General features: G+C 74.7%; 14 protein-coding genes. 8 read left to right on the top strand and 6 right to left on the bottom strand.

Going from position 1 to position 17,179, the window contains the following annotated elements; all coding sequences use genetic code 11:
• Nucleotides 1-90 precede the first annotated feature (90 nt).
• From rimP to ABT092_RS22355, 8 genes are all read left to right on the top strand, one after another.
• Nucleotides 91-639 (top strand): ribosome maturation factor RimP, encoded by a 549-nt coding sequence (rimP, locus tag ABT092_RS22390; RefSeq protein WP_351246542.1) that lies wholly within the window; start codon nucleotides 91-93, stop codon nucleotides 637-639.
• A 2-nt stretch (nucleotides 640-641) separates the two neighbouring features.
• On the top strand, nucleotides 642-1,637 hold the full coding sequence (gene nusA, locus ABT092_RS22385) for a transcription termination factor NusA (RefSeq protein ID WP_351246540.1): 996 nt from the start codon (nucleotides 642-644) through the stop codon (nucleotides 1,635-1,637).
• A 95-nt stretch (nucleotides 1,638-1,732) separates the two neighbouring features.
• Nucleotides 1,733-2,035 (top strand): YlxR family protein, encoded by a 303-nt coding sequence (locus tag ABT092_RS22380; protein WP_351246538.1) that lies wholly within the window; start codon nucleotides 1,733-1,735, stop codon nucleotides 2,033-2,035.
• Nucleotides 2,036-2,181: 146 nt separating this feature from the next.
• Entirely contained in the window at nucleotides 2,182-5,280 is a 3,099-nt protein-coding gene (gene infB / locus ABT092_RS22375; protein WP_351246536.1) for a translation initiation factor IF-2, read from the top strand.
• Between the two features lie 195 nt (nucleotides 5,281-5,475).
• Nucleotides 5,476-5,769 carry a DUF503 domain-containing protein gene (locus ABT092_RS22370; RefSeq protein ID WP_351246534.1) on the top strand — a complete coding sequence of 98 codons (294 nt, stop codon included), beginning with the start codon at nucleotides 5,476-5,478 and terminating at the stop codon, nucleotides 5,767-5,769.
• 91 nt (nucleotides 5,770-5,860) lie between these two features.
• The gene (rbfA, locus tag ABT092_RS22365; protein WP_351246532.1) at nucleotides 5,861-6,349 is read left to right on the top strand and encodes a 30S ribosome-binding factor RbfA; all 489 of its coding nucleotides are present in this window, start codon (nucleotides 5,861-5,863) and stop codon (nucleotides 6,347-6,349) included.
• The gene (gene truB, locus ABT092_RS22360) at nucleotides 6,346-7,251 is read left to right on the top strand and encodes a tRNA pseudouridine(55) synthase TruB (protein WP_351246530.1); all 906 of its coding nucleotides are present in this window, start codon (nucleotides 6,346-6,348) and stop codon (nucleotides 7,249-7,251) included. The genes rbfA and truB overlap by 4 nt, the downstream gene beginning before the upstream one ends.
• A gap of 206 nt (nucleotides 7,252-7,457) precedes the next feature.
• Nucleotides 7,458-8,408, top strand: coding sequence for a bifunctional riboflavin kinase/FAD synthetase (locus ABT092_RS22355; RefSeq protein WP_351246528.1), 951 nt, complete (start codon nucleotides 7,458-7,460; stop codon nucleotides 8,406-8,408).
• A 1-nt stretch (nucleotide 8,409) separates the two neighbouring features.
• On the opposite strand, the gene ABT092_RS22350 is transcribed toward ABT092_RS22355, so the two are convergent.
• The 6 genes from ABT092_RS22350 to ABT092_RS22325 all read right to left on the bottom strand — a co-directional run.
• Nucleotides 8,410-9,417 (bottom strand): ABC transporter ATP-binding protein, encoded by a 1,008-nt coding sequence (locus ABT092_RS22350; RefSeq protein ID WP_351246526.1) that lies wholly within the window; start codon nucleotides 9,415-9,417, stop codon nucleotides 8,410-8,412.
• Nucleotides 9,414-10,499 (bottom strand): ABC transporter ATP-binding protein, encoded by a 1,086-nt coding sequence (locus ABT092_RS22345; protein WP_351246524.1) that lies wholly within the window; start codon nucleotides 10,497-10,499, stop codon nucleotides 9,414-9,416. The genes ABT092_RS22350 and ABT092_RS22345 overlap by 4 nt, the downstream gene beginning before the upstream one ends.
• Nucleotides 10,496-11,458, bottom strand: coding sequence for an ABC transporter permease (locus tag ABT092_RS22340; protein WP_351246522.1), 963 nt, complete (start codon nucleotides 11,456-11,458; stop codon nucleotides 10,496-10,498). Before ABT092_RS22340 ends, ABT092_RS22345 begins: the two co-directional genes overlap by 4 nt.
• Nucleotides 11,455-12,474: an ABC transporter permease gene (locus ABT092_RS22335; protein WP_351246520.1), complete on the bottom strand. Its 1,020-nt coding sequence runs from the start codon at nucleotides 12,472-12,474 to the stop codon at nucleotides 11,455-11,457. Before ABT092_RS22335 ends, ABT092_RS22340 begins: the two co-directional genes overlap by 4 nt.
• Nucleotides 12,467-14,332, bottom strand: coding sequence for an ABC transporter substrate-binding protein (locus ABT092_RS22330; RefSeq protein ID WP_351246518.1), 1,866 nt, complete (start codon nucleotides 14,330-14,332; stop codon nucleotides 12,467-12,469). The genes ABT092_RS22335 and ABT092_RS22330 overlap by 8 nt, the downstream gene beginning before the upstream one ends.
• Before the next feature lie 341 nt (nucleotides 14,333-14,673).
• Nucleotides 14,674-17,179, bottom strand: a 2,506-nt coding sequence (locus ABT092_RS22325; protein ID WP_351246516.1) for a MinD/ParA family ATP-binding protein, incomplete at its 5' end; no start/stop codon positions are given.

Genomic DNA, 17,179 nt, shown 5'->3' with positions numbered 1-17,179 from the left:
GCGGACGGCAACACCCTTCGGGAGCGGATACCCTGTGGACCGGACACAGGACCATCCCACAACAGCACACGCGGCCGAGGAGTCACCCGGATGAGCACCACCCAGAGCGAGAGGCTGCGAGAGCTGCTGGAACCGCTCGTGACCGCCCAGGACCTCGACCTGGAGGAGGTCAGCGTCTCTCCGGCCGGCAAGCGGCGGGTGCTGCGGGTGGTGGTGGACTCGGACGAGGGCGTGCTCCTGGACACCTGCGCGGAGCTGAGCCGCGCGATCTCGGACACCCTCGACGGCACCGACGCCATGGGCGCGGGCGAGTACGTCCTGGAGGTCACCTCCCCCGGCGCGGACCGTCCGCTGACCCGGCACCGGCACTACGTGCGGGCGACCGGCCGGCTGGTCCGTTTCCAGCTCGTGGCGGGCGGCGAGCTGACCGCCCGGGTGCTCGCGGTGGACGAGGAGGGGCTGGACCTCCAGGTCCCCGGCGTCAAGGGCCGCAAGCCCACCGTCCGCCGGCTCGCCTTCGACGAGGTCGCCAAGGCCCGGGTGGAGATCGAGTTCAACCGCAAGGCCGGCGAGGCCGACCACGGCGACGACAACAACGGCAACAAGAGCGACAACAGCACGGAAGAAGAGGAGGCGTAGTCGTGGACATCGACATGAGTGCCCTGCGGGGGCTGGTGCGCGAGAAGGAGATCTCCTTCTCGCTGCTGGTCGAGGCGATCGAGTCGGCCCTCCTCATCGCCTACCACCGCACCGAGGGGAGCCGCCGCCGGGCGCGCGTCCAACTCGACCGCGAGAGCGGTCACGTGACCGTCTGGGCGAAGGAGGACCCCGAGGACCTGGAGGAGGGGCAGGAGCCCCGCGAGTTCGACGACACCCCCTCGGACTTCGGGCGCATCGCCGCCACCACGGCCAAGCAGGTGATCCTCCAGCGGCTGCGGGACGCCGAGGACGACGCCACCCTCGGCGAGTACGCCGGCCGGGAGGGCGACATCGTCACCGGCGTGGTCCAGCAGGGCCGCGACCCGCGCAACGTCCTGGTGGACATCGGCAAGCTGGAAGCCATCCTGCCGACGCAGGAGCAGGTCCCCGGCGAGGAGTACCCGCACGGGATGCGGCTGCGGTCCTACGTCGTCCGGGTGGCCAAGGGCGTGCGCGGCCCGTCCGTCACGCTCTCGCGCACCCACCCCAACCTGGTGAAGAAGCTGTTCGCGCTGGAGGTCCCGGAGATCGCCGACGGGTCCGTCGAGATCGCCGCCATCGCCCGCGAGGCCGGTCACCGCTCCAAGATCGCGGTCCGCTCCACCCGTTCCGGACTCAACGCCAAGGGCGCCTGCATCGGCCCCATGGGCGGCCGGGTCCGCAACGTCATGGCCGAGCTCAACGGCGAGAAGATCGACATCGTCGACTGGTCCGACGACCCCGCCGAGATGGTGGCCAACGCCCTGTCGCCCGCTCGGGTGACCAAGGTCGAGGTCGTGGACCTCGCGGCGCGCTCCGCCCGGGTCACGGTGCCCGATTACCAGCTCTCCCTGGCGATCGGCAAGGAGGGCCAGAACGCCCGCCTCGCCGCCCGCCTCACCGGCTGGCGCATCGACATCCGCCCGGACACCGAGCCGCAGCAGGAGTCGGGCGACTGACCCGGCGGCGCCCGCGCACCGGCGGGCGACGAAAAGCATCAGGTGAGTGGCCCGCCCCACGGGGATGGGGCCGGTACGGGGAGGTAGACTAGAGCGTGTCTGGCCGGACGCATGCCCGCGCATGCCCTGAGCGCACCTGTGTGGGGTGCCGGGAGCGAGCGGCCAAGACCGAGCTGTTGCGCATCGTGCGGGAAGGGGACGCCTGCGTCCCCGATCCACGCGGTACGCTGCCCGGTCGGGGTGCCTACCTGCATCCCGTTCCGGCCTGTCTCGATCTGGCGGTGCGCCGTCGCGCTCTCGTCCGGGCCCTGAAGGCCCGGGGTCAGCTCGACACCGAGGCGCTGAGCCGGATGGTCACGGGTGGGCCCGCCGCACCAGGCGAAGCACGCAACACGTAAGAAGAGGCGGCCGCACGACCCCGTGCGGCCCCGTACCTCGCGAGTGGGAAGTAGGTCGAGATTGCGATGAGCACTCGATGAGTACGCGATGAGTACGCCCATGAAGTAGCGACGGTCCGGCGTAACCCGGACCTCAAAGGAGCGAAGTGGCTAAGGTCCGGGTATACGAGCTCGCCAAGGAGTTCGGTGTGGAGAGCAAGGTCGTCATGGCCAAGCTCCAGGAACTCGGTGAATTCGTCCGTTCGGCGTCCTCGACGATCGAGGCGCCCGTAGTACGCAAACTGACCGACGCCTTCCAGGGCGGCGGCTCCGGCAGGTCCGGCGCCAAGCCCTCGGCACCCAGGAAGGCCACGCCGCGGCCCCCGATGCCCGCGGCGCCTTCGGCGACCCCGGGTGCGGCCGGTCAGACGGCCTCGGCGCCGGCGGCCCGTCCGGGCCCGCCGCGCCCCGCGGCGCCCAAGCCGCCCGCGGCGGAGCGTCCGGCCCCGCCGGCTGCCGGCCCGCGGCCCACCCCGGGCCCCAAGGCCGCGCCGCGCCCCGGCCCGGCGACGCCCGCCCCGGGCGTTCCGGAGTTCACCGCTCCGCCGGCCGCGCCCGCGCGTCCCGCGGACGGTCCGCGTCCCGGTGGCCCGCGTCCCGACGGCCCGCGCCCCGGTGGGCGTCCGGGCGGTCAGGGCCAGGGCCAGGGCGGCCAGCAGCGCGGCGACCGCTCCGGCGGTCCGCGTCCCGGTGGCCAGGCGCCCCGTCCCGGCGGTCAGGCCCCGCGTCCCGGTGCCCGCCCCGCGGGCCCGCGTCCGGGCAACAACCCGTTCACCTCCGGCGGTTCCACCGGCATGGCGCGCCCGCAGGCGCCCCGTCCCGGCGGTGCCCCGCGTCCCGGCGGCCCCGGTGCCCCCGGCGGCGCTCCGCGTCCGCAGGGCGCCGGTCAGGGCGGCCCCCGCCCGCAGGCCGGTCCCGGCGGTGCGCGTCCGACTCCGGGCGGCATGCCCCGTCCGCAGGCCCCGCGTCCCGGCGGCGGCCCCGGCGGCAACCGTCCGAACCCCGGCATGATGCCGCAGCGTCCGGCTGCCGGCCCCCGTCCCGGCGGCGGCCCCGGCGGTCGCGGTCCCGGCGGCGGTGCCCGTCCGGGCGGTGGCGGCGGCGGTCGTCCCGGTGGCGGCGGCGGCTTCGCCGGTCGTCCCGGTGGCGGTGGCGGCGGTGCCCGTCCCGGTGGCGGCGGCGGTTTCGCCGGTCGTCCCGGTGGTGGCGGCGGCTTCGGTGGCGGCGGTGGCCGTCCCGGCTTCGGCGGTCGTCCCGGCGGCCCCGGCGGTCGCGGTGGCACGCAGGGCGCCTTCGGTCGCCCCGGCGGTCCGGCGCGTCGCGGGCGCAAGTCGAAGCGGCAGCGGCGCCAGGAGTACGAGGCCATGCAGGCCCCGTCGGTCGGCGGCGTGATGCTGCCCCGCGGCAACGGCGAGACCATCCGCCTGTCGCGCGGTGCCTCGCTCACCGACTTCGCCGAGAAGATCGGCGCCAACCCGGCGTCCCTCGTCGCGGTCATGATGAACCTGGGCGAAATGGTCACCGCGACCCAGTCGGTGTCCGACGACACCCTGGTCATGCTGGCCGAGGAGATGAACTACACCGTCCAGGTCGTCTCCCCCGAGGAGGAGGACCGCGAGCTCCTGGAGTCCTTCGACCTGGAGTTCGGCGAGGACGAGGGCGGCGAGGAGTACCTGGTCTCGCGTCCGCCGGTCGTCACCGTCATGGGCCACGTCGACCACGGAAAGACCCGACTGCTCGACGCCATCCGCAAGACCAACGTCATCGCGGGCGAGGCCGGCGGCATCACCCAGCACATCGGTGCCTACCAGGTCGCCGCCGAGGTCAACGGCGAAGACCGCAAGATCACCTTCATCGACACCCCGGGTCACGAGGCGTTCACCGCCATGCGTGCCCGCGGTGCCAAGTCGACCGACATCGCGATCCTCGTGGTGGCGGCCAACGACGGTGTGATGCCCCAGACGATCGAGGCGCTGAACCACGCCAAGGCGGCCGACGTGCCGATCGTGGTCGCGGTCAACAAGATCGACGTCGAGGGTGCGGACCCGACCAAGGTGCGCGGCCAGCTCACCGAGTTCGGTCTGGTGGCCGAGGAGTACGGCGGCGACACCATGTTCGTCGACATCTCCGCCAAGCAGGGCCTGCACATCGACAGCCTGCTGGAGGCCGTCGTCCTCACCGCCGACGCCTCCCTCGACCTGCGGGCCAACCCGGAGCAGGACGCACAGGGCATCGCGATCGAAGCCCGCCTCGACCGGGGCCGCGGTGCCACCGCGACCGTCCTGGTCCAGCGCGGAACGCTGCGGGTCGGCGACACCATGGTCGTCGGCGACGCCTACGGCCGGGTCCGTGCCATGCACGACGACCAGGGCAACGTCGTCGCCGAGGCCGGCCCCTCCACGCCGGTCCAGGTCCTGGGTCTCACCAACGTCCCGGGCGCCGGCGACAACTTCATCGTCGTCGACGAGGACCGCACGGCCCGTCAGATCGCGGAGAAGCGCGCGGCGCGCGAGCGCAACGCGGCCTTCGCCAAGCGGGTCCGTCGGGTCTCCCTGGAGGACCTGGACAAGGTGCTCAAGGCCGGCGAGATCCAGCAGCTCAACCTCATCATCAAGGGCGACGCGTCCGGTTCGGTCGAGGCCCTGGAGTCCTCGCTGCTCCAGCTCGACGTCGGCGAAGAGGTCGACATCCGGGTCCTGCACCGCGGCGTCGGTGCGGTCACGGAGTCCGACATCGACCTGGCGATGGGTTCGGACGCCATCGTGATCGGCTTCAACGTGCGCGCCGCCGGGCGCGCGCAGCAGATGGCCGAGCGCGAGGGCGTGGACGTCCGCTACTACTCGGTCATCTACCAGGCGATCGAGGAGATCGAGGCGGCCCTCAAGGGCATGCTCAAGCCGGAGTTCGAAGAGGTCGAGCTGGGTACGGCGGAGATCCGCGAGGTCTTCCGCTCGTCCAAGCTGGGCAACATCGCGGGTGTCCTCATCCGCTCCGGCGAGGTCAAGCGGAACACCAAGGCCCGCCTGCTGCGCGACGGCAAGGTCATCGCGGAGAACCTCAACATCGAGGGCCTGCGCCGCTTCAAGGACGACGTCACCGAGATCCGCGAAGGCTTCGAGGGCGGTATCAACCTCGGCAACTTCAACGACATCAAGGTCGACGACGTCATCGCGACGTACGAGATGCGCGAGAAGCCGCGCGCCTAGTGCGCACGGTGGCCGCCCGGCACCCCGCCGGGCGGCCCGCGCGTTCCGGTCCGGGGTCGGTCGGCGGGGGAAATCCCGTCGAGCGGCCCCGGCCGTCGCGTGTACGGTTTCAGGTGCCCCCGCCGTGCGATCGGCGGGGTCGCCGGGCCGGTCGCACGGCCCACGAACCCGAACCGGCGGGACATCCGGACGCACATGTACGTGGGGACGCTCTCCTTCGACCTGCTCCTCGGCGACGTCCGCTCGCTCAAGGAGAAACGCTCACTCGTCCGACCGATCGTCGCGGAGCTCCAGCGCAAGTACGCGGTGAGCGTCGCGGAGACCGGCAATCAGAACCTCCACCGCAGGGCCGAGATCGGCCTCGCGGTCGTGTCCGGGGACACCGGGCACCTGTCCGACGTCCTCGACAGCTGCGAGCGGCTGGTTGCGGGACGGCCGGAAGTGGAACTGCTGTCCGTACGACGCAGGCTCCACCGGGACGACGACTGAAGGGTCGCCGGCGTCCCAGCGGCCCGGTCGACCGGCGCCGCACCCACCCAGCACACGCAGTACAGCGAGTTCTCACGAAGGAGACGGACCAGTGGCCGACAACGCGCGGGCCAAGAGGCTGGCGGACCTCATCCGGGAGGTGGTGGCCCAGAAGCTCCAGCGCGGGATCAAGGACCCCCGACTGGGCAGCCATGTCACCATCACCGACACCCGGGTCACCGGTGACCTGCGGGAGGCGACCGTCTTCTACACCGTGTACGGGGACGACGAGGAGCGGGCCGCCGCGGCGGCCGGACTGGAGAGCGCCAAGGGCGTCCTGCGCTCCGAGGTGGGCCGCGCCGCGGGCGTGAAGTTCACCCCCACCCTGACCTTCGTCGCCGACGCCCTCCCCGACACCGCCCGGACCATCGAGGACCTCCTCGACAAGGCGCGGACCTCCGACGCCAAGGTCCGCGAGGCCTCCGCCGGGGCCCGCTACGCCGGCGAGGCCGATCCGTACCGCAAGCCCGGGGACGAGGACGCCGCCGACGCCGAAGGCACCGACGCCGACGAGCAGAACGGCGGCGGCTCCCGGGCATGACCAGCAAGCACCCCGTGCCCGACGGCCTCGTCATCGTCGACAAGCCGTCGGGCTTCACCTCCCACGACGTGGTCGCCAAGATGCGCGGCATCGCCCGCACCCGGCGGATCGGCCACGCCGGAACCCTCGACCCCATGGCCACCGGGGTCCTGGTGCTCGGCGTCGAGCGGGCGACCAAGCTCCTGGGCCACCTGGCGCTCACCGAGAAGGAGTACCTCGGCACCATCCGGCTCGGCCAGGACACCGTCACCGACGACGCCGAGGGCGAGACCACCCGGACCGCCCCGGCCGACGCGGTGACCCGGGACGCCATCGACACCGCCGTCGAGGCGCTCACCGGGGACATCATGCAGGTCCCCTCCAAGGTCAGCGCCATCAAGATCGACGGCAAGCGCTCCTACAAGCGGGCCCGCGAGGGCGAGGACTTCGAGATCCCGGCCCGCCCGGTGACCGTCTCCTCGTTCACCGTGTACGACGTGCGGGAGGCCGTCGCCGAGGACGGCACGCCGGTCCGGGACGTCGTGGTCTCGGTGGTGTGCTCCTCCGGCACGTACGTCCGGGCGCTCGCCCGGGACCTGGGCGCCGCCCTCGGCGTCGGCGGCCACCTCACGGCGCTGCGCCGCACCCGGGTCGGCCCGTACAAGCTGGACGCGGCCAAGACCCTGGACGACCTCCAGCGCGAGCTGACCGTGATGCCGGTCGCCGAGGCCGCGGACGCGGCGTTCCCCCGCTGGGACGTCGACGCCCGTCGCGCCAAGCTGCTGCTGAACGGGGTGCGGGTGGAGATGCCCGACGAGTACACCGGCACCGGCGCCGTCGGGGTGTACGGCCCCGACGGCCGGTTCCTGGTGCTGGTCGAGGAGTCCCGGGGCAAGGCCAAGAGCCTCGCGGTCTTCGCCTGAACCCCGCCGTCCCGCCCCGCCCGGCCCGTGCCCCGCACGGAATGCCCGGGCGGGGCGGCGTCGTTCGCACGGATGCCGATGCCGGTCGGCGGGGCGGGACATGGCACTCTTAGACCTGCGGATTCGTCGGACACGGCGGGTCGGTGAGGACCGCGGTCACCGGACCGCCACCGGGTGCGACGAGAAATGCGACAAGGAGCGGCACAGTGCAGCGCTGGCGTGGCTTGGAGGACATCCCCGAGGACTGGGGGCGCAGTGTCGTCACCATCGGGTCCTACGACGGGGTCCACCGCGGGCATCAGCTGATCATCGGCCGTGCCGTGGAGCGCGCACGGGAGCTGGGCGTCCCCTCCGTCGTCGTCACCTTCGACCCGCACCCCAGCGAGGTCGTCCGCCCGGGCAGTCACCCGCCGCTGCTCGCCCCGCACCACCGCCGCGCCGAGCTGATGGCCGCGCTGGGGGTGGACGCGGTGCTGATCCTGCCGTTCACCGCAGAGTTCTCGAAGCTGTCGCCCGCCGACTTCGTGGTGAAGGTGCTCGTCGACAAGCTGCACGCCCGGGCCGTCGTCGAGGGCCCCAACTTCCGCTTCGGCCACCGGGCCGCCGGGAACGTGGGCCTGCTCACCGAACTCGGCCGGACCTACGACTACGAGGTCGAGGTCGTCGACCTGTACGTCACCGGAGGCGCCGGCGACGGCGAGCCGTTCTCCTCCACGCTGACCCGCCGGCTGGTCGCCGCGGGGGACGTGACCGGCGCCGCCGAGATCCTGGGACGCCCGCACCGGGTCGAGGGGGTGGTGGTGCGGGGCGCGCAGCGCGGGCGCGGGCTGGGCTATCCGACCGCCAACGTCGAGACCCTGCCGCACACCGCGATCCCCGCGGACGGGGTGTACGCGGGGTGGCTCCAGGTCGGCGAGGAGTCGATGCCCGCGGCCATCTCGGTCGGCACCAACCCCACCTTCGACGGCACCGCGCGGACGGTCGAGGCGTACGCCATCGACCGCGTCGACCTGGACCTGTACGGCCTGCACGTCGCCGTGGACTTCCTCGCGTACGTGCGGGGGATGGCCAAGTTCGACTCCGTCGACGACCTGCTGGTCGCCATGGCCGACGACGTGCGGCGGGCCAAGGACCTGATCGCCGGGGCCTCCTCGTAGCTCACCCCGCCCCGCCGGCCGCCGCCCAGTGGCAGGCCGGGGCGGCGGTCGGGGCCGCGGGCAGCACCGGCAGGTCACGGTTGCGGCAGTGGTCCGCCACCCCCGCCGCCGCGGCCCGGCCGTCGGCGAGCACCGGGCAGCGGACGTGGAACCGGCAACCCGCCGGGACGCGCGTCGGGTCGGGCGGCTCGCCGGCCAGCACCACCGGTTCGCCCGGGGCGTCGGGCAGCACCGAGAGCAGGGCCCGGGTGTAGGGGTGCCGGGGTGCCGTCAGCACCCGCTCCACCGGGCCCGTCTCCACGATCCGGCCCAGGTACATCACGGCCACCCGGTCGGCGATGTTCCAGGCCAGGCCCAGGTCGTGGGTCACCACCAGGGCCGCCAGCCCGAGTTCGGTGCGCAGTCGCAGCAGCAGGGCGAGGATCTCCCCGCGCACGGAGGCGTCCAGGGAGGCCACCGGCTCGTCGGCGACCAGCAGTTCGGGTTCCAGCACCAGGGCGCCGGCGATCACCACCCGCTGCCGTTGACCGCCCGACAGTTCGTGTGGGTAGCGCAGCAGGAAGCGCTCCGGCGGGCGCAGACCCGCCCGGGCCAGGGCCCCGGTCACCGCCCCCCGCTCGTCGCCCCGGTGACGGTGCACCCGCAGCCCCTCGGCCACCGCCTCGTACACCGTGTGCCGGGGGTTGAGCGCCCCGCTCGGGTCCTGGAGCACCAGTTGGGCTCGGGAGCGGTACGCCTTGAGGGAGCGTCCGTCGTACGCCAGCGGTGCGCCCGCGTGCCGGACGGTGCCCGCGGTGGGGCGCACCAGGCCCAGCAGGGAGCGGGCCAGCGTCGACTTGCCGCACCCCGATTCGCCGACCAGGGCCACGATCTCCCCGCGGTGGACGTCCAGGTCCACCCCGTCGACGGCCCGGGCCGGCGGTGCGCCCGGTCGGCCGGGGAAGACCACGCCCAGTCCGCGGGTGCTGAGCAGCGGCTCCGGGGCGGGGTCCTGCGGTGCGTCGGTCACGGGGTCGTCGCGCTCCTCACTCCGTCCTCGGGGTCGGGTCCCGGGGCGGTGCCGTCCCCGGTCCCGGGCGCGGCGGCGTCCAGGCCCTCCACGGCGGGGACGGCGCCCGGCCCGGGCACGTCCCCGACCCCGACCAGCAGGCAGGCCGCCCGCCGGGCGCCGGGGCCGGCGTCCCGCAGGGCGGGGTCGGTGCGGGCGCAGTCGTCGAAGGCCGCCGGGCAGCGGGGCCGGAAGGCGCAGCCCGGCGGCAGCGCGGCGGGGTCCGGCGGGTCGCCGGGCAGTCCGCGCGGGGCGAAGCGGGCGGCCCGGTCGCCGATCCTGGGGAAGGCCGCGGCGAGCGCCCGGGCGTAGGGGTGCAGCGGCTCCCGGCACACCTGTCGGGCGGGGCCCTCCTCGACGACGCGGCCCGCGTACATCACGGCCAGTCGGTCGCAGGCGTCCGCGAGCACCGCGAGGTCGTGGCTGATCATGATCAGGCCCAGCCCGCGGTCGGTGACCAGGCCCTCCAGCAGCCGGAGCACCTGCGCCTGCACCATCACGTCCAGGGCGGTCGTCGGTTCGTCCGCCACGATCAGCCGGGGATCGCAGGCCAGCGCCATCGCGATCATGACCCGTTGCCGTTGGCCCCCCGACAGCCGGTGCGGGTACTCCCGGGCCCGGGCGGCGGGCAGCCCGACCTGCTCCAGCAGTTCCGCGGCCCGGGCCCGGGCCCGCGCCCGCCCCATCCGCCGGTGCTGCACCAGGGGTTCGGCGATCTGGTCGCCGATCCGGTGCACCGCGTTCAGGGAGTGCATCGCCCCCTGGAAGACGATCGACGCCCCCGCCCAGCGCACCGCCCGCAGCCGTCCCCACCCCATGCCCAGCACGTCCTCGCCGTCCAGCAGCACCGAGCCGCGGACGGTGGCGCCGGGCGGCAGCAACCGCAGCAGGGCCAGTGCCAGCGTCGACTTGCCGCACCCGGATTCGCCGGCCACCCCCAGCCGTTGACCGGCCGCCACGGTCAGGTCCACGCCGCGCACCGCCGCCGCCCCGTCCGGGTAGGTGACCGTCAGTCCGCGCACCTCCAGCAGCGGGGCGCTCATCCGGACGCCCCCAGCCGGGGGTTGAGCACCGACTCCACGGCCCGCCCGCAGAGGGTGAACGCCAGTGCCACCGTCGCGATCGCCGCCCCCGGCGGCACCAGGTACCACCAGTGACCCGCGCTGACCGCTCCCGCCTCCCGCGCGTCCTGGAGCATCCCGCCCCAGGAGGTGACGGTGGGGTCGCCGAGCCCCAGGAACGCGAGGGTGGCCTCGGCCAGGATGGCCGCCGAGATGCCGAGGGTGGTCTGCGCCAGCACCAGCGGCATCACGTTGGGCAGCACGTGACGGGTCATCACGTGCCGGTGTCCGCCGCCCAGGGCCCGCGCCCGCTCGATGTACGGGCGGGACTCCACGGCCAGCGTCTGCGCCCGCACCAGCCGGGCGGTGGTGGGCCAGGTCGTGACCCCGATCGCCAGCACCACCGTGCCCAGGGACCGGGAGAGGACCGTGGCCAAGGCGATCGCCAGGACCAGCGTCGGCATCACCAGGAACCAGTCGGTGACCCGCATCGCCAGGGTCCCGTACCAGCCGCCGAAGTGGCCCGCGGTGATGCCCACCAGCGCCCCGATCGCCACCGACAGCACCGCCGCCAACAGGCCCACCAACAGCGACACCCGAGCCCCCCACACCAGCAGCCCCCACAGGTCCCGCCCGAACTGGTCGGTGCCCAGCCAGAACCGTGCGCTCGGCCCCTCCATCGGCCCCCCGGTCGCCCGGGTCACGCTGCGGACCTCCTCGCCGACCGTCCAGGGCGCCGACAGCGCGAGCAGGGCGCACAGCGCCAGCACCGCGAGCCCCAGCAGCCCCGAACGGTGGGTGCGGTAGCGGTGCCAGAACCGGGCGGCGCTCGCCCGGCGCCGTCGTCGGGCGAGCGCCCGCGGTCCCGGGCCGGGCGGTGGGGGAGCGGTGCGGCCGTCCGGTCCCTCGGTGTTCTCCGTGTTCTCCGTGTGTGCGGTCATCGGCCCACCCGGGGGTCGAGGAACGGGCAGAGCAGGTCGGCGGCGGTGTTCATCAGGATCACGGCCGCCGCGAACACCAGGAACAGGCCCTGCACCAACGGCAGGTCGGGCACGCTGAGCGCCTGGTAGAAGAGTCCGCCCAGGCCCGGCCAGGAGAACACCGTCTCCACCAGGATGGTGCCTGCGACGATCCGCCCCAGGTTGACGAAGACCAGGGTCACCGTGGGCAGCGCCGCATTGGGCACCGCGTGGCGCCGGCGCACCTGCACGTCCCGCAGCCCCTTGGCCCGGGCCGTCGTCAGGTAGTCGGCACCGACCTCGTCGAGCAGTGCCGAACGGGTCACCAGGAGCGTCTGCCCGTACTCCACCGCCACCAGGGTCACCACCGGCAGCACCAGGTGGTGGGCGACGTCGAGCACGTACCCGAAGCCCTCGGAGGTCCCCGACTCCATGCCGCCGGTGGGGAACAGCCCCGGCACCGGCCCCGCGCCCACCGCGAACACCACGATCAACAGCAGCCCCAACCAGAACGAGGGCACCGAGTACAGGGTCAGCGCCAGTCCGGTGTGGAACCGGTCGCCCGCCCCGCCCCGACGCCAGGCCGCCCGGGTGCCCAGGGCCACCCCGAGGGCGGTGTACAGCACGAACGCCGTCCCGGTGAGCAGCAGGGTGTTGGGCAGCGCCTCGGCGATCTTGTCGACGACCGGGGCGCGGAACTGGTACGAGGCCCCCAGGTCCCCGGCGAGGACCCGGCCGCAGTAGTCCGCGAACTGCTGCCACCAGGGCAGGTCCATCCCGAACTCACGACGGTAGGCGGCGAGTTGCTCGGCGGAGATCGGACGTCCGCCGGTCATGAACTTCACCGGGTCGCCCGGGATCAACCGGAACAGGAAGAAGCCCGTCACCAGCACCGCCACCAGCGACACCCCGGCGCCCACCAGTCGTCCCGCCGCATAGCGGGCGTAGCCCTCGGAGCCGGACCGGGCTCGGCGCAGCACCCCGGTCGCGCTACTCACGGTCGTCCGCCGTCGCCCGCCGGCGCAGGGCCACCGCGCCCGCGCCGCCCGCGAGCACCGCCCCCGCCGCCGCGAGGCCGGCGAGCACCCCGCCCGGTGCCGCGCCCGCGTCCGGCCGGTAGGGCCGGGCCGGGGCAGCCGACCACCAACTCCAGTAGCCGTCCTGGCCGTAGATGTTGCCCGCCGCCGCGGGCATCGTGGTGATCGAGCCGATCCGGTCCGAGCGGTACGCCTCCACCGCGTTCGGGTACGCCAGCACGTTCAGGTACCCGGTCCCGTACAGGCGCTCCTGCATCAGGCGCACCAGCTCCGCCCGTCGCTCGGGGTCGTACTCGGCGAGCTGGCGCGCGTACAGCGCGTCGTAGCGCCGGTCGCAGACGAAGTTGTCCGTCGCCCCCGGCACCCCCAGGGAGGCGGGCAGTGCCCCGCAGGTGTGCAGGGAGAGCACGAAGTCCGGGTCGGGGTTCACCGACCAGCCGTCGAAGGCCAGGTCGTACTCGCCGGCCGTCCACGGATCGGTGACGTTGTCGAGGCACTGCACCTCCACCCCGATCCCCAACTCCGCGTACCACTCCTGGAGGTAGCGTCCGATCGCCTTGTCGTTGGGGTCGGTGGCGTGGCACAGCAGCCGGTAGACGATCGGCTCCCCGTCCGCGCCGAGCCGTCGCCCCTGCCCGTCCCTGCGGTACCCCGCCCCGTCCAGCAGCCGGGCCGCGCCCGCCGGGTCGTACGGGACGCGCTGGTCGGCGCTCGGCCGCCAGTGGTAGGCGGCGAACCGGGGCGGCAGATAGCCCTGGCCGACCACCGCGTGCCCCTGGAACACCCGCTCCACCAGCAGCTCCCGGTCCACCGCCATGAACAGCGCCCGCCGCACCCGGGCGTCCAGCAGCGAGGGGTGCCCGTCCCCGAACCGCTGCCCGTCGCGGGTGCGGGCGCCCGGGTTGGTGGCCAGCGCGTAGAAGCGGCGACCGGGCGCGTCGTTGAGCGTGACGCCCGGCTCGTGCGCCAGCGCACCCGCCTGGGCCGGGGTCAGCCCCTGGACGAAGGAGACCTCGCCCTTGCGCAGTGCGGCCACCGCCGCGTCGCCGTCCTTGTAGTACGTCAGCAGCAACTCGTCGAACCGCGGCGCACCACGCCAGAACGTCGGATTGGCCCGCAGCCGGACGTAGCTGTCGGGCCGGTGGTCGACCAGGACGAACGGGCCGCTGCCGACGACCGGGAACCGTTCGGTGTTGGTGACGTCGGTGACCTCCGGGGCCTTCGCCCAGACGTGCCGGGGCACGATCGGCACGTCCAGCGCGGTCATGGTGGCCTGGGGCCGGTGCAGCCGGATCACCAGCCGGGTCGGCTCCGGGGCGCTGACCGCGCGGAAGTTGTCGACGAAGCTGCCGTTCGCGGCGCCCGCCGCTTCGTCGGTCATCATCGTCCGGAAGGTCCATGCCACGTCCTCGGCGGTCACCGGCACCCCGTCGGACCAGCGGGCGTCGCTGCGGATGGTGTACGTCCAGGTCAACTTGTCGGCGGACGCCCGCCATGCGGTGGCGAGCCCCGGCACCGCCCGGCCGTCGACCGGGTCGTAGCCGGTGAGGTACTCGTACATCAGCCGGTGCACGCTGGTGCTGATGAGCCGGGTGGCGAGGAAGGGGTTCAACGAGTCGACGCTCTGCGAGACGGCGACCTTCAGGGTGCGGGGCGCCCCGTCGTCCACGGCGGTCGCCGTCGCCGGGCCGACGGACGCCGCGGCGACGAGGGCGAGGGAGGCGGCCAGCGCGGCGCCGCGGGCCGGTCGGCCCCGCCTCCCGCGCCGCGCGCGACGGACGGTCGGCGGAGGGCCGCCACCGGGGGGATCGGGCTCCATGGTCGTGACCTCCCGTCAAGGCTCGCGGGGGGAACGGCAGGGTCGCGGGGAGGGCGGAGTGACGATCTGACCGTGAGGTCGGTCAGCCGTGTCTATCAACGCCGACTCCACGGGTCAATGACCGCCATACCCCGTGTACCCCCCTTGGCCTGCGCATCCACGGTGGGGCGCACGGAAGCGGACGATGCGTGGGGGGCGTGCGGACGGTGTGCACGGGCGCGTGTGCGCCCTGTCGTGGGGGCTCGTTCCTCGCCGCGGGGGAGCGCGGAACGCGAAAGGCCCCGCTCCGCATCGGGACGACCGTGCGGAACGGGACCTAGCGGACCACGGCGCGCGCGGGCCTACTGCGGGGGCGGCCCGGCCGGAGCACCCTCCGGGGCGCCGCCGGCGCCCGAAGGGCCCTGCGGCGGGGGCGTCGGGCCGGGCGCGCCCGGCCACTGACCCGGCACCGGCGGGACCCCCGGCTGCCCGGGCTGCGCCGGCGGCCACCCCTGCGGAAAGCCGTAACCGCCGGGCTGGCCCGCCCCGGCGGGGGGCGGGGCGGCGGCCGGCTGCCCGGGGACGGGCTGCTGCGCCGGGTGCTGCTGCGGCGGCCAGCCGTACGCACCACCGGCGGCCGGCGGCTGCCCGGGCGGCGGCCCGCCCGGCGCCGGCGGCTGCGGGTACGGCTGACCCGGCGCACCCTGCCCGGGGGCGCCGGGCTGCCCGGGGAACACCGGACCGGCCGCCGCCTGCTGGGGGAACTGGCCGGGCATCGGCGGAGCCAACTGCGGCGGAGGGTTGCCGTCGGAGGTCCACAGGCCCTGCGCCTGCTGGGCGCGCACGAAGTCCTCGGCGACCAGCGCCGACAGGTTGAAGTACGCCTCCCGGACCTTGGGCCGCATCATGTCGAGGTCGACCTCGGCGCCCGCCGCGAGGTGCTCGTCGAAGGGCACCACGATGACCCCCCGGCACCGTGTCTCGAAGTGGCTGACGATGTCCTCCACCTTGATCATCTTGCCGGTCTCGCGGACCCCCGAGATCACCGTCACCGAGCGGGACACCAGGTCCGCGTACCCGTGCGCGGTCAGCCAGTCCAGGGTGGTGCTCGCACTGCTCGCCCCGTCCACCGAAGGGGTCGAGACGATGATGAGCTGGTGCGCCAGGTCCAGCACCCCGCGCATGGCGCTGTACAGCAGCCCCGTGCCCGAGTCCGTCAGCACGATCGGGTACTGCTTGCCCAGGACGTCGATCGCCCGCCGGTAGTCCTCGTCGTTGAAGGTGGTCGACACCGCCGGGTCCACGTCGTTGGCGATGATCTCCAGACCCGAGGGGGCCTGCGAGGTGAACCGCCTGATGTCCATGTACGAGTGGAGGTACGGGATCGCCCCCACCAGGTCCCGGATGGTCGCTCCGGTCTCCCGGCGCACCCGGCGCCCCAGGGTGCCGGCGTCCGGATTGGCGTCGATCGCGAGGATCTTGTCCTGCCGCTCGCTGGCGAGGGTCGCGCCGAGCGCGGTCGTGGTGGTCGTCTTGCCGACGCCGCCCTTCAGGCTGATGACGGCGATCCGGTAGCAGGACAGCACCGGGGTGCGGATCAGGTCGAGCTTGCGCTGGCGCTCCGCCTCCTCCTTCCGGCCGCCGAGCCGGAACCGCGAACCGCCCCCGGCCGGCCGGCCGCTCTTGGCCCGCTGCTTCCGGCTGTTCAACAAGCGGTCCGAGGAGAGCTCCATCGCCGCCGTGTACCCGAGCGGAGTGCCCGGCGCGGTCTGCTCCCGCTGGTCGTGCTGGAGCGGCTGGGGCCACGCCGCACCGGACCGCGGGTCCGCCGCCGGGTGCTGCGGCGGCGCGTACGGGGCCGGTGCGCCCTGCGGCGGCTGCGGGTCGGGCGCGCCCGGCACCGGATGCGGATAGGGCTGCTGCGGGGGAACCGCCGCAGCGGGCTGGGCCGGCGGCGGGGGGAACCCGTAGCCGCCGGGCGGCAGATGGGGCGGCGGTGCGGCGTGGGGCGGCTGGTGGGGGCCGGAGGCCACCGGGCCGGGCTGCGCGGGCACCGGCGCCGTGGGAGCGGGCGGCGGTGGGAAGCCGTACCCCGGCACCGGCTGGTGCCCGGGCGCACCCCAGGCGGCGGGCGCGGCCGGCGGTGCCTGCGGGGCCGAAGGCTGCGCGGGCACCGGTGCGGCGACCGGCGGCGGAGGCTGCGCGGCCGGTCCGGGCAGCGGCACGGGGGGCGCCTGCGGAGCCCCGGGGTGCTGCGGCGCGACCTGCCCGGGCCACTGTCCCGCCGGCCCGGGCGCGGGCGCGGCCGGCTGGAAGGCGGGGGGCAGCGGCGGCAGCCCCCCGGACGGGGCGGGCGGCGGTGCCCAGACGGGGGGAGCGTCGGCCGGGACGCCGGGCGGGTCCGCCGGGTCCTGCGGCGAGGGACCGGGCTCCACCGGGACCGGGGGCACGGCGTCCCGCGGCGCGGAGTCCTCGGGCGCGGCGGACGCGGCGGTCCTCGGGCCGGCGCCGTCCGCCGCCGCGTCGGCGGTCGGGGCGGTCGGGCCGGCGTCCGTCCTGGTGCCGGCGGGCTCCTCGGCGCCGGCCACGGGTCCGGGGTGCGCGACGTCGGCGGGTTCCTGGAGCCGGTCCTTGAGCGAGGAGAGGGAGAAGCGCATCGTGGCGCCGCTCTCCAACTCCCCGCCGGCCGGGACGTGGGCACCACCGGGCGGGTCGGCCACCGGCGCGCCCGCGGTGCCGTCGGCACCCGCCGGCCCGGCGGCGGGCCGGAAGCCGCCGTCCGCGGGAAGACCGGGCACCCCGACCGGGTCCCCGCCCCCCGCCAGCGGGACGCCCGGCGGGGGCGGCAGCGGCAGGGCCGGGCCGGTC

It is taken from the genome of Streptomyces sp. NPDC002490, from assembly GCF_040296045.1.
Classification (GTDB): Bacteria; Actinomycetota; Actinomycetes; order Streptomycetales; family Streptomycetaceae; genus Streptomyces.
This window is presented reverse-complemented; position numbering and strand designations above follow the sequence as displayed.